We start from the raw sequence: 13,132 nt of genomic DNA, 5'->3' as shown, positions 1-13,132 counted from the left end.
AAATTACCATTAAATTATTATCGGCATATGACATTAAACCTAAATGTTTTTATCGACATTTACAGCCAAAAAATCATAAAAAAAGGCCTTCCGAAGAAGACCTTAATTAATCACTATTATGCTAAAAGCCTAATGCTTGCACAAATACGAGGTTTATTTTTCCATTTGGTGGCAATCAGTACATTCTTTCATTGTCAGTTCAGGGCTGTGCATTTCCATGTCGATTTCATGCGCATCACCAATAGCATGACAATCAGCACAAACAGCTAACGTTGCTTCATTTTCAGTGTGCATAGCAACGTCGATACTTTCATGACACTCAACACAGTCGACTGCAGCAGCTGAACCAGCAAAAAATAGTGCAGCAAATAAAATTGAATATTTCATATATACTCCTAAGTTATTTAGGCGCAGATCAGTATTATGCGTTCCAAAGCTCAACATTAACTGCACGCGTTTAATAAGTGTATTAACCACTATTTTAGTTTCTATTTCAAAAAAGATTATCAAAAATGCTAACAACATCAAATTTTAAGCGTTATTTTTACAATCTGAATCAACTTTAGCAAAGCTATAGGCTTCTGCACAATTTTCAACCAAAAAAATTTACCAACAAGCTATTTACCACTTGGATATCTAAATCGTAAATTAATGGATGGAGTCCACTTCTTCTTGTGTCAAGTAACGCCAGTCTCCAGGCACTAACTCTGAATCTAGCTCAATTTGTCCAACGCACTCACGGTGTAAATTAACCACTTTATTACCTACCGCTGCAAACATACGTTTGACTTGATGATACTTGCCTTCACTGATTGTTAAACGCACCTGTTGTGGGGTAATAAGCTCTAAAATAGCAGGTTTAGTTAACCCATCCTCATTACGCAGTGCAATGCCACTGGCAAAAACAGCCACTAAATCTTCACTAATTGGCTCAGCTAACTCAACTAAATAACGCTTGCCGCAATCTTTTTTAGGTGAGGTGATTTTATGAGACCACTGACCATCACTGGTGATCAATACTAACCCAGTGGTGTCAGCATCTAGCCTTCCTGCAATGTGCAAGGTATCGATTTTCTCGATATCCATTAGGCTCAACACCGAAGGATAAACTTCATCAATAGTCGAGCAAATAGTGTCTACTGGCTTGTGCAACATAATATATCGTTCACCTACCACAGAAATCACTTGGCCATCTAAACAAACCACTGTTTTTTCTGTTACTTGAAATCCCGAATCTTTAATTACCACACCATCACAGGTAACATCACTTCGGTGAAGTGCTTTTTTCGCCATAGTACGGGTCAGTTCGGTACTCTCACAAATAAATTTGTCTAAACGCACAATCAATACTCACTGCTTTAATTTGTTCATATTATGCGGTCTTAAGTTAAAAATAGAAATAACAGCCGAGTAAATCGTACTTTTCGTTACACCTAGTCACAAAAAACCACGCTAAAAACGCCGTATAACGCTTGTATTATTAGCCGACAAACCCTTAACATAGCTGTCACAACAATAAGTCAGCAGTCAATGCAAAGAAATACTTTGGCACTAAATACCTGACAAGATAAAAACAAAATTACCAGCCTCCATTGAAGGGCATATTTAACGCAAGGGAAACAACATGAAAAAATTGGTTATTGGAGGACTTTGTGCCTCGCTTATCGCTGGCCTGTCAGCTTGTAGTGATAATACTCAAGCAACCGCTGATGCAGCAGCAAAAACTGAAGTCGCTAAAACAGCAACCGCTGCAGCTGTTGAAAAAGCACTGACGTCAGGTATTAGCTTTGATAATATGGACAAAAATGTTCGTCCACAGGATGACTTTTACTTATATGTTAATGGCGGCTGGATGAACACAGCTGAGATCCCAGGCGATCGCACTAACATTGGTGCTTTTTACGACTTACGTGAAAATGCCCGTGACGACGTTAAAGTCATTATTGAAGATTTAAGTGCTACGCCGAATTTAGCAGATGGCACCGATGAGCAAAAAGTAGCGGACTTATATCGCTCATTTATGGATGTTGCGACCTTAAACAAGTTAGGTATCGCACCAATTCAAGCTGATTTAGATAAAATTGCAGCACTAACAGACAAGAAAGAATTAACTGCATTTTTTGGTGAAAATCAAGCTAACGGCGGCGGAACACCATTAGCTTTCTACGTTGAAATAGACGCAAAAAACTCTAGCCGTTATGCGACTCATATTTGGCAATATGGCTTAAGCCTGCCAGAAAAAGATTACTATTTTAACCAGGAAGAGCGCTTTGTTAATATTCGTAAAGCCTATGTAGAACATATCGAAAGAATGTACGACCTAGCAGGCTTACCAAATGCTAAAGCAAACGCAGAAGCTGTTCTTGCACTAGAAACCAAAATTGCTGAAAAGCATTGGGATGTTGTTGAAACTCGCGATAGCACTAAAACTTACAACCTTTATCAAGTAGCAGACTTAGATGAACTAGCACCGGACATTAACTGGCAAGGTTACTTGGCAGCATTAGGCGGGGATAAGCAAACTGATATTATTATCAATCAACCTAGCTATATCCAAGGGTTAAATGAAGTCATTAAGAACAATGACCTTGATGCATGGAAAAATTATCTCACGTGGATGACCCTAACCCACAATGCAAGCAACTTATCAGAAGCGGTAGACAACGAAAATTTTGCTTTTTTCTCTAAAACCTTAAATGGTCAGGCAGAGCAAGAACCGCGTTGGAAGCGTGGTGTCACTACAGTAAGCGATACCCTAGGTGAAGTCGTCGGTAAAGTGTATGTTAAACGCCATTTTGCTCCAGAAGCGAAAACACGGATGGAACAGCTTGTTGAAAACCTTCGTGGCGCTTATGGCTCGAGCATCGATTCGCTAGATTGGATGAGCGCTGACACTAAAGTCGCGGCAAAAGACAAGCTAGCTAAATTTAACCCTAAGATTGGTTATCCAAATAAGTGGGATGACTATACTAAACTGACGATTAAAGCGGATGATTTATTAGGTAATGCTAAACGCGCTGCAATTTTTGAACATAACAAAAATTTAGCTAAGCTAGGCCAACCAATAGATAAAGACGAGTGGCACATGACGCCGCAAACAGTTAATGCTTACTACAACCCAACCATGAACGAAATTGTGTTCCCTGCTGCAATTTTACAACCACCATTCTTCAACTTAGAAGCTGATGATGCGGTTAACTACGGTGGTATTGGCGCGGTTATCGGTCACGAGATGGGCCATGGGTTTGATGACCAAGGTGCTAAGTTTGATGGTGAAGGTAACATGCGTGACTGGTGGACTGAAGCTGATCTAAAAGCATTTGAAGCTAAAGGTAATGCCCTTATTACCCAATATAGCGGTTATAAAGTATTTGACGATTTGAACGTGAATGGTGAATTAACCTTAGGCGAGAACATTGGTGATTTATCAGGTGTGACCATTGCTTATAAAGCTTACAAAATGTCACTAAATGGTCAAGAAGCACCAGTAATTGATGGTCTAACTGGCGATCAACGTTTCTTTATGGGCTTTAGCCAAATCTGGCGTGTGAAAATGAAAGAAGAAGCCATGCGAAATCGCGTAGCAACTGATCCACATTCTCCAGGCCATTTCCGTGCACTAGGCGCGTTATCTAACATGCCTGAGTTTTATACCACTTATGACGTGAAAGAAGGTGACAAGATGTACCTTGCACCAGAAAAGCGCGTAAAAATCTGGTAAGCATAATCTAATATTGAAGGGCGCCATTAGGCGCCCTTTTTGTTAACCTTTCTTAATCTAAATATCTGTCTTTATTCAGTATTGGTTCAGCTTCGGTAAGCTAAAGTGTCCTTAAGCTAATCGCTTGGAGAATTAACATTGAATAAATTTTTTCGTACTCTTTTTATTTTTTTAGTGCTATTGAGCACTCGTCAAGTTACCGCCCAGCCACTTGCTCCTGTTGATAAACAAGATGATAAAGTCCCTTTCGGGTTAAATCTCGGTACTAACAATGCGCTTGATATTTTATATTCAATCCCTGACTTTCAAGCATACCAGCCTATACAACAATCAGCAGACTTGATTGATTTAATGACACAAGCAGATCTTGCACAAACTGAGTTAGGCCAGCTTTTATCGGTTATCAGTCAACAGAATAAAACAACCATGTTGTTACCTGCGGCCAAAAGCTATCAGCGGGCGTTACAAAAAGTAACTCATAAGTTTGAAGGCGATGCCCGTTTAATTACCGATTTAGCCCGAGGAAGCATAGTGGCTAATAATGTTGATGACTTAATGGCAAGCTACAAAATGTTAGCTGAAAACAGCGAAGTGGTACAAATTAAAAACCGCTTTGCCAACCCAAAGGCATCTGGTTATCGCGATTTAAATGTTCTGCTGAAACTGCCACAAAGCCAAATGATTGTTGAAGTGCAGTTACACCTACAAACCATTGCCAATATAAAAAGTGGTCAGGATCATAAACACTACGAACAAATTCAGCAAATAGAAGCCATCGCCAGCATAGAACATCGCCCATTGAATGAATTTGAAATACAGCAAATAACCCGAATTCGTCAACAATCCCATAAGCAATACCATAAAGCTTGGCTGGTGTATAAACGTCAAGCTATTACTACCGATTATCCACAAGCAGCCTAACCAGCCATTAATTCCACCCACCCTTTTGCGCTCATATGAGCGCATTTTTTTTATCTGAATCAGCCATTATCTCTGCTATAATCCCGCCCAATATCGCATTGACCGCTATCGCGACTAAAGGAACATCCAATGCAAGACATTATTGACCATTTACAAGAACTCAGTGAAACCGTTCCAGTTCCTTTTGAATTACCTACTTTTGAGCAACTAGTCGAAGTTGAAGAACAAATATTAATTGGGCTTCCAGGGGATTTAAAAGAGTATTTACTGTATGCCAGTGACGTTATTTATGGCACTTATGAGCCAGTTACTGCCACAGATCCCTACTCGCACACGTATTTGCCAGAAGTAGCCAGTTACGCATGGTCTATTGGATTACCAAGAGAGCAAATCCCCATTTGCCAAATAGGTGACAGCTTTTACTGCATTGAAGAAAACGGTCAAGTGCAATTTTGGAAAAACGGTCGCTTTAGTGATGCACGATGGGAATCATTGTGGGACTGGATTGAAGATATTTGGCTTGGACTATAACACCCATTTTTACATTCAAACATCAGCTTATTTAGGAAATATTATGTCAAACCCTTCTGGCTTAAACGCCATTGAAATGCAGTGTTTACGCCAATCATTTGGTTTAACAGTTGAGCAGGTCGCACTCATCACTAAAACGACTTCAGAAGCGGTTATCGCATGGGAAGCCGGTGAAGCTGAGGCGCCAATACCTGCTCAAAAGAAGCTATTAGAAATTGATGACATCATTGAAATGCAAGTGCTCAATACCACCGATGGCATTGAAGAGTTATTTAAAAAAGAGCCTAAGCGCCGTTTAGCGTTTGTGGTATATCCAACCCAAGCACTTTATACCCAATATAACCCTGAATTTTTAAGCTCATTACCGGTAACAGAGTTGTATAACACTGCGGCCTGGCGAATTAAAAAAGAATGTAAGCTGGTACTTGAAGTTGATGTGAGCCTTATAGCGCTGGATGCAGAAGCATACAAAACCTATCGCGCAGATAGCGGCATGAGTGAAAGCCGTGAAAGCAGAGCTAAATGGGCTGCAACTCAGCTATAGTCATTGGCTATAACATAACAAACAACAAGGAAGCTTAATGCTTCCTTTTTTAATGCCGATAAAATCATAATCTATTAATGAAAAAGCCACACCCAAAAGAGGGATGTGGCTTTTATTATCTGAAGATTTAATGCTTAAAACTTCATTGTCACTTTAGTGTAGAGATAACGACCAAGCGGGTTATGGACACCCATTGCATAACCATAAAGGTCAGCATCACCATCGCCAATCGCAAATGATGGCGATTCATCAAACACATTATTTACACCTACAGATAGCTTAACCGTGTCATTGAAACGGTATGAGCCAGACATATCCACTAATAACTGCGACTCAACAGTGCGGGTTTCATTGTAGTCTTCAAACTCACCGATATAGCTTAAGTTAACGTTAGCGGCAAAATCATCCATCATCCAGTTAGTTGTTGCTAACCAGCGATGTTCTGGGTATTCGTATTTTCCTGTGTAATCAGTAACATCTCCCTCGGCACCTACTTTTTCGAAGCTGATTAAGTAGCTGTACTCTAAACCAAACTTCACATCACCAAAATTGTTTAACTCAATACCATAGTGAGAAGATAAATCTACACCCTGTACTTCTTGCGAACCAATGTTAACGAACCCTGATTTGATCACATCAAGAGGACCTAATGTTTGGCCAGGTTGCGGCGTATTTCGTAAACAAACAGTACTATTTTGAACGTTACAATTTGCATCATAAAGATCTTGGTTTTGCAGTGAATCAATTTTGTTGTCTTGTAGAATATTAAATATATCAAAACCTACATCAAACTGTTGGCTTGGCGCCCATATCATGCCGACGTTCCAAGTCTCAGACTCTTCCGCTTTAAGGTTAGGGTTACCGGCAAAAATAAAGTTGTAGTCAAGTAACTCACAATCTACATTATCGGCGGCACAGCGGTAGCTATCGACTAAAAAGTCACTCTTTTCAGATGGACCAAGACCAATTTGTGCAAGTGATGGTGCTCGGAAACCGGTAGACCAAGAACCACGAGCGGTTAACTCATCATTAATGCCCCACTGGAAAGCAATTTTAGGGTTAGTGGTTGAACCGAAATCACTGTAGTTGTCATAACGACCCGCTAACTGCAACTCAAAGCTATCAGTCACTGGAACAGATAACTCTACATAAGCCGCATATTGATCGCGTGAACCAAATGCTGATATAGCTTCAGTACCAAAAATCAAACCACGTTGGAATTGCTCATCGGGAATATCGCTAACACTTTCTTCACGGTACTCAGCCCCAGCTGCCATCATGATATCGCGGTCTGCAATGGTAAATGCATGGCCTGAAATACTGGCATCATAAGCAGTAATACTCGACTTACCTTGTCTTACAAGGCTAGTGGTAATACGATCAATAACATCTTGTGAATTAACCGCTGCGCCGAATGGATTGTAGTTACCGGCATCAATTTCAGCTTGTAAATAATCCGTTCTTACCCAGCCCTGTGAGCGATCACCTGTTTGTGTGGATTCACTGCGACCACGTTGGGTTGATACTTCCCAATCCCACTCGTTCACAACGCCACGAAGACCTGCCACAATACGCATTGTATCGGATTCGATATCCCAACGACGCGCACCGGCATCAACGGTACGATAACGACCAATTTCAATATCTTGTCCAAAAGGATTATTTGGGTGTGACCCCGGAACGGTTAAGCCAGCATCTTCATCTAATGGTGTTGGTGCACCGCCCGCTTCAGAAGTATTATGTTGTACAGATAACTCTAAAAATGCGGTTAAGTCTTCGCCCAACATGTAATCAAATTGCCCAATAGCACCAACACGCTCAGCGGTAGGAATAGTTAGGTTGTACGGGCCGTAATCGAATAAACAACTGCCACTTGATGTTGCATTTTCAGAAGGACAATCTGGATCGATGGTTTTAACACCGTTAACGTAAAAATAGCCAGGGTAGCCACGTGATGAACGATAATCTTCGCCGCCATATGGTGATTGATTTGCGGTACCAAATTGGCCCATGTCTTCTGCAGATAATGTGCCGTTGGTAAAGTAATCTAAAATAATAGATGCACTGCCTTTATCGGCTTTAACGCCCCACACTAAACTCGCTGTGGTTTCGTCATATCCCGTGCCGCTATCATCGCCATAACCTAGGTTAAGCTCAATCCCTTCAATGTCTTTTCTTAAAACAATATTGACTACACCGGCAATAGCATCAGAGCCATAAATTGCTGACGCGCCATCTTTTAAAATATCGATACGCTCAATGGCAGATACAGGAATGTTATTAATATCAACAAACGAGTTTGAAATTCCTTCGGCAAATGCACTTGCACCAACACGGCGGCCATTAATTAATACTAGTGTCGCATCAGGACCTAAGCCACGCAAACTGATTGACGCACCGCCGTTTGCGGTAGAATCCTGGCTGTTGCCGCGAGTTGAGAATGCGCCAGAACCATTGGCAGGCATACGCTCTAATAATTGCTGTAGGTTGTCAAAACCCATGTTAGCAATATCTTCTTTGTTAAGTGATTGTACTGGCGAAGGTCCTTCAATATCTGTCCGTTTGATACGAGAACCGGTAACTTCGATACGTTCAACTTTAGCTTCAGCTGATGCATCGGCGGCTTGAGCAACAAAGGCGATTGGGGCCAATGACAGTGATACAGCAATAGCGCACGCGCTGCGCAAAACGTTAGGTCTTTTCATGATCTTCCTTAAAATATTTTTTATTTTATATCCATGACTACTGCAAATTGCGGTAACAATATAATTACCTACAACTTGCTTGGATTATTATTTACATGTCCAAGTTAATTTAAAATTTAACAAAGTCAATACAATGCAGTAATGTAAATGTAACCAAACACTTAATCAAGAATAAAAAGACAGAATAAATGAATTTAAATTCAAAAAAAATAAATATGACAGGCTGATACATAAATAAGATAAGTAACTAGAATTACCGACCTAGCCCTTGTCTAATCAAAGATAATGGTTATATTTTGCCGTTAATACGTTAACTGTTGAACAATATACTTAAATGGTTTTTATGCTAAATCAACAATCTGTTCAGATTTCCACACTCTCTAAAATCAAGATTTTGTTTAAAGCAACAGGTCCTGGTATTTTAATGGCAGCAGCAGCTATTGGTGCATCACATCTTGTGGCATCAACCCGTGCGGGGGCTGAATATGGTTGGCAGTTAGCCTGGTTAGTATTGGCGGTAAACCTGGTTAAATATCCATTTTTTGCTGCTGGAGCGCGTTATACCGCAGCAACGGGTGAAAGCTTGCTAGAGGGTTATTTACGCCAGGGACGCGGTTATTTGTGGCTGTTTACTGGGCTCAATACTATTGCCGCCGTCGCAAGCACTGCGGGGGTATGTATGTTAACCGCAGCAATGCTGACTCAATTTATTCCACTCTCTATTGATGTATTAGCCTTAATAGTATTAATCACTTCATTAGTATTGTTAATCGTCGGCCATTATAAGTGGCTGGATAGCATCACAAAAATCATCATGTTTGTACTAACTATCAGCACATTAATTGCCGTGTCATTGGCTTTCTCCAATCAATGGGGTAAACCGGTAATCACCTCTTCTGTTGATGCATGGCAATGGGCTAATGTAGGTTTTTTAGTGGCTATGATGGGCTGGATGCCTGCCCCTATTGAAGTCAGTGCATGGAACTCGCTGTGGTTATTAGAAAAGCAGAAGAGCCAAACGGTAACCCCCAAACAAGCCATTTTCGATTTCAATTTAGGCTACATCACCACCGCAATCCTCGCGCTGGTCTTTTTGGCATTAGGTGCATTAGTCATGCATGGCTCGGGCGAGCAGTTTTCAGACTCTGGTGCTCAGTTTGCCAATCAATTAATCACTTTATACAGTCAAGTCATGGGCGACAACTCCCGCTACCTTATTGGCATTGTGGCATTCTTATGTATTTTCAGTACCACTGTGACCGTGATTGATGGTTATAGCCGTACCCTCAATATGGGTTGGCAGCTACTCACTAAAGCGCAAGACTCGCCTAAAAGACTTAATATGATTATGTTGCTAATGAGCGCTTTAGGCTTAGGGTTAATTTTATTTTTTAAAGGTGCGCTGCTGCCTTTATTAGAGTTTGTGATGATTTTAGCTTTTATGACCACAGTGATATTTGCATGGCTTAATTTTCGTTTAATGACCAGTAAAACCTTAGCGTCGAAACACCGTTATGGTAAGGCACTGGTCGGCGTATCTTGGTTTGGGCTACTGTATTTAGTAGGCTTTGCGATAGTGTTTATTTATTGGTATGTCACCAAATGATCGCTTCACAGAAATGATTTTCGATAACACAAAAAGTTACCTTAGCTATTAAGCCGGTTAAAAATAAAATCCGCCAAACGGTAACAGAGCAACTTATAGCACACGAATAATCTGACGAATTAAAGATTAATCGCTATAATATACCTCAGTCACGTGACCTAAACTATTTATGCGCAGCCGCGCCAGAGAACCTTATGATTAACAATGATATTCTTCGCCGTATTCGTTTTGTTTTTGATTACTCAAATGCCAAAATGATCAATATTTTCAGCCAAGCCAATGCCGAAATCACTTCAGATGAGATAATCGCGCTACTGAAAAAAGAGGAAGAAGAAGGTTATCAAGCTTGTAACGATAAATTAATGTGCCAGTTTTTAGATGGTTTGATCATCAAAAATCGTGGTTTAAAGCCTGACGCTGAAGTACCTACGCCCTTAAAGCAGCTAACCAACAACCTTATTTTTAAGAAACTACGGGTCGCATTAGAAATGCGCGAAGACGAAATCATTGCCGTACTAGCCTTAGCTGATTTTGCGATGTCTAAATCTGAATTAGGCGCATTGTTTCGCAACCCTGAACACAAAAACTATAAACCCTGTGGCGATCAAGTGTTGCGTAACTTCGTTAAAGGTTTGTCAATTAAACACCGCGGTAAATAAGATTAGGCTCAATAGAGCCTGTTATACCCTATCAATGCACAGCTAGCGGCTGTGCATTTTTGTTACTGGCGAGTAATTCAAACAACTGCTTCATAAAAAAAGTGTGAAATTCATCACTTAACAGACCACAATACATAATAGTCATGTTAATCTATCCTTTAACAAACCTATCAAACAACACACAAAAAAGGTTACCCATGGACGATACTAAACGCCCACTCTATCTTCCTTTTGCAGGTCCAGCCATTCTTGAATCTCCGCTGCTAAATAAAGGCACTGCCTTTACTGAAGATGAACGTATTTCATTTAACCTTGAAGGCTTGTTGCCTTGGGTAATTGAAACCATTGATGAACAGGTCGCACGCGCATATCAGCAGTTTACTAACTTCACTAACGACTTAGATAAACATATATACCTGCGTAATATTCAAGACACCAACGAAACGCTATTTTATTCATTGGTGCGCAACAACATCAGTGAAATGATGCCGATTATTTACACCCCAACGGTAGGATTAGCCTGCGAGCGCTTTTCAAAAAACTATCGCCGTAACCGTGGGTTATTTATCTCTTACGAGAACAAAGATCGCATCGACGACATTTTGAATAATTCGACTCGTCACAAAGTCAAAGTCATTGTTGTCACCGATGGTGAGCGTATTTTAGGTTTGGGCGACCAGGGCATTGGTGGCATGGGTATTCCTATTGGTAAGCTATCACTTTACACCAGCTGTGGTGGTATTAGCCCGGCTTACTGTCTGGCGGTTACATTAGATGTAGGTACTGATAACCCTCAACTACTCGATGACCCTATGTACATGGGTTGGCGCCATCAGCGTGTTGGCGGTGATGACTATAAAGAATTCGTAGAAGCCTTTATGCAAGCGGTTAACCGTCGCTGGCCAGATGCATTAATTCAGTTTGAAGACTTTGCCCAAAAAAATGCCATGCCTTTACTTGAGCGCTATAAAGACAAGTACTGTTGTTTTAATGATGATATTCAAGGTACGGCTGCGGTTACTGTCGGTTCATTGTTGGCGGCCAGTAAAGCCGCTAACACCACACTAAGCCAACAACGCATTGTGTTTTTAGGTGCAGGCAGTGCTGGTTGTGGTATCGCTGAAGCTATTATTGCCCAAATGGTCTCCGAGGGTATCTGTGACGCGCAGGCTCGATCGCAAGTCTTTATGGTCGATCGCTGGGGCTTATTACTCGACAACATGCCTAATCTATTACCTTTTCAAAGTAACTTGGCACAAAAAACAGCTCTGGTTGATCAATGGCACAACTACAGCGACAATGTCTCGTTGCTCAATGTAGTTAATAACGCTAAACCGACAGTGTTAATTGGCGTATCGGGTGCACCAGGACTATTTACTGAAGATGTGATTAAAGCCATGCACAGCCATTGCCCACGTCCAATAGTATTTCCCTTATCTAACCCAACAAGTCGAGTCGAAGCGACCCCAAAAGATATTTTAAACTGGACATCGGGCCAGGCGCTTGTGGCAACAGGTAGCCCATTTGAACCAGTTGTGGTCAATGGTGAAACCTTTGAAATAGCCCAGTGTAATAACAGCTTTATTTTCCCAGGTATTGGTCTTGGGGTATTATCATGCGGCGCAACCCGTGTATCTGATGAAATGCTAATGGCCTCTAGCCGTGCACTGTCTGAATGTTCGCCATTGGGTACAATGGGTGAAGGTTCACTATTGCCTAAGCTTGAAGATATTCATAAAGTGAGTAAGTACATCGCTTTTGCAGTGGCTAAAGTCGCAATTGACCAAGGTTTAGCCCTACCTTGTACTGATGAGTTACTGCAACAAGCCATTGATAATAACTTTTGGCAACCAGAATATCGTCGTTATCGCCGTACTGCATTTTAATCTGTGCTTGAATAATGATGTAAAAAATCCCAGTAATGAATTACTGGGATTTTTATTTTAATCAAGTAACTGATAAAAAATGCTTAATCCGCCATAACCTTTTTAAAGCTATTAAGCATCACTCTATCGGTACGGGCTTTTTTCAGCTTGCGTAAACATTCTTTTAACGACTGTTCAGCTAAACGGCCAAAAATACCATCGTATTCGTTATTGTTCATCTCTTCTTCTGTGTCATTGCTGTCGGCAATTTCTTGCGCAACACGACTCAGCTGCATCCAAGCATTAGCAATATAAAAACCATGAAACTCAGCCTGCGAAATAAGCTTTTGAGCACTGGCAGGCAATTTGTCCCAGGCATTGTTAAACGCTTGTGCTTTATCAGCAAACAACTCTTCAAACAGGCCGTCATAGGCTTCTATTAAGCTGTCAGGTAGTTGATCCATTGGTAGCACTTTATTGGCTACATTATAAGATACCTTTTTCGCAGTATCTCTATAGGTTTGTTCAACCATGATTACACCTTATATTCATCAATATTAGAATTTAAATTAGAGTTATA

Annotated in this window: 11 protein-coding genes; 7 read left to right on the top strand and 4 right to left on the bottom strand. The window is 40.8% G+C overall.

Annotated elements, in window-relative coordinates; all coding sequences use genetic code 11:
- Positions 1-153: 153 nt before the first annotated feature.
- Entirely contained in the window at positions 154-387 is a 234-nt protein-coding gene (locus FJ709_RS03935; protein WP_226413640.1) for a cytochrome c3 family protein, read from the bottom strand.
- Positions 388-648: 261 nt separating this feature from the next.
- Positions 649-1,341, bottom strand: a complete 693-nt coding sequence (rsuA, locus tag FJ709_RS03930) for a 16S rRNA pseudouridine(516) synthase RsuA (RefSeq protein WP_226413639.1) — start codon at positions 1,339-1,341, stop codon at positions 649-651.
- A gap of 283 nt (positions 1,342-1,624) precedes the next feature.
- Here rsuA and FJ709_RS03925 point away from each other — a divergent pair, with 283 nt between their 5' ends.
- The 4 genes from FJ709_RS03925 (at position 1,625) to FJ709_RS03910 (ending at position 5,717) form a co-directional block, all read left to right on the top strand.
- On the top strand, positions 1,625-3,721 hold the full coding sequence (locus FJ709_RS03925; RefSeq protein WP_226413638.1) for a M13 family metallopeptidase: 2,097 nt from the start codon (positions 1,625-1,627) through the stop codon (positions 3,719-3,721).
- A gap of 138 nt (positions 3,722-3,859) precedes the next feature.
- The gene (locus tag FJ709_RS03920; RefSeq protein ID WP_226413637.1) at positions 3,860-4,642 is read left to right on the top strand and encodes a RelA/SpoT domain-containing protein; all 783 of its coding nucleotides are present in this window, start codon (positions 3,860-3,862) and stop codon (positions 4,640-4,642) included.
- A 129-nt stretch (positions 4,643-4,771) separates the two neighbouring features.
- Positions 4,772-5,173 (top strand): SMI1/KNR4 family protein, encoded by a 402-nt coding sequence (locus FJ709_RS03915; protein WP_226413636.1) that lies wholly within the window; start codon positions 4,772-4,774, stop codon positions 5,171-5,173.
- A gap of 43 nt (positions 5,174-5,216) precedes the next feature.
- Entirely contained in the window at positions 5,217-5,717 is a 501-nt protein-coding gene (locus FJ709_RS03910; RefSeq protein WP_226413634.1) for a DUF4447 family protein, read from the top strand.
- Positions 5,718-5,851: 134 nt separating this feature from the next.
- On the opposite strand, the gene FJ709_RS03905 is transcribed toward FJ709_RS03910, so the two are convergent.
- On the bottom strand, positions 5,852-8,422 hold the full coding sequence (locus tag FJ709_RS03905; protein ID WP_226413632.1) for a TonB-dependent receptor: 2,571 nt from the start codon (positions 8,420-8,422) through the stop codon (positions 5,852-5,854).
- A 343-nt stretch (positions 8,423-8,765) separates the two neighbouring features.
- Here FJ709_RS03905 and FJ709_RS03900 point away from each other — a divergent pair, with 343 nt between their 5' ends.
- From FJ709_RS03900 to FJ709_RS03890, 3 genes are all read left to right on the top strand, one after another.
- Positions 8,766-10,028, top strand: a complete 1,263-nt coding sequence (locus FJ709_RS03900) for an Nramp family divalent metal transporter (protein ID WP_226413630.1) — start codon at positions 8,766-8,768, stop codon at positions 10,026-10,028.
- Positions 10,029-10,222: 194 nt separating this feature from the next.
- Complete coding sequence (locus FJ709_RS03895) at positions 10,223-10,687, top strand: YehS family protein (RefSeq protein ID WP_226413628.1); 465 nt, start codon at positions 10,223-10,225, stop codon at positions 10,685-10,687.
- A gap of 197 nt (positions 10,688-10,884) precedes the next feature.
- On the top strand, positions 10,885-12,573 hold the full coding sequence (locus FJ709_RS03890; RefSeq protein WP_226413626.1) for an NAD-dependent malic enzyme: 1,689 nt from the start codon (positions 10,885-10,887) through the stop codon (positions 12,571-12,573).
- Positions 12,574-12,656: 83 nt separating this feature from the next.
- Here FJ709_RS03890 and FJ709_RS03885 read toward each other — a convergent pair whose 3' ends face one another.
- A complete protein-coding gene (locus FJ709_RS03885) occupies positions 12,657-13,085 on the bottom strand; it encodes a DUF3069 domain-containing protein (RefSeq protein ID WP_226413624.1) in 429 nt (142 codons plus the stop codon).
- Positions 13,086-13,132 lie beyond the last annotated feature (47 nt).

It is taken from the genome of Shewanella glacialimarina (assembly GCF_020511155.1).
Lineage (GTDB): Bacteria > Pseudomonadota > Gammaproteobacteria > Enterobacterales > Shewanellaceae > Shewanella > Shewanella glacialimarina.
The sequence above is the reverse complement of the archived record's forward strand: the minus strand, read 5'-3'. Positions and strand labels throughout refer to the sequence as shown.

Bases quoted from the DNA above. Each gene is read 5' to 3' on its own strand.
- FJ709_RS03935 (WP_226413640.1), bottom strand. From the start codon at position 387: ATGAAATATTCAATTTTATTTGCTGCACTATTTTTTGCTGGTTCAGCT.
- FJ709_RS03925 (WP_226413638.1), top strand. From the start codon at position 1,625: ATGAAAAAATTGGTTATTGGAGGACTTTGTGCCTCGCTTATCGCTGGC.
- FJ709_RS03915 (WP_226413636.1), top strand. From the start codon at position 4,772: ATGCAAGACATTATTGACCATTTACAAGAACTCAGTGAAACCGTTCCA.
- FJ709_RS03910 (WP_226413634.1), top strand. From the start codon at position 5,217: ATGTCAAACCCTTCTGGCTTAAACGCCATTGAAATGCAGTGTTTACGC.
- FJ709_RS03905 (WP_226413632.1), bottom strand. From the start codon at position 8,422: ATGAAAAGACCTAACGTTTTGCGCAGCGCGTGCGCTATTGCTGTATCA.
- FJ709_RS03900 (WP_226413630.1), top strand. From the start codon at position 8,766: ATGCTAAATCAACAATCTGTTCAGATTTCCACACTCTCTAAAATCAAG.
- FJ709_RS03895 (WP_226413628.1), top strand. From the start codon at position 10,223: ATGATTAACAATGATATTCTTCGCCGTATTCGTTTTGTTTTTGATTAC.
- FJ709_RS03890 (WP_226413626.1), top strand. From the start codon at position 10,885: ATGGACGATACTAAACGCCCACTCTATCTTCCTTTTGCAGGTCCAGCC.
- FJ709_RS03885 (WP_226413624.1), bottom strand. From the start codon at position 13,085: ATGGTTGAACAAACCTATAGAGATACTGCGAAAAAGGTATCTTATAAT.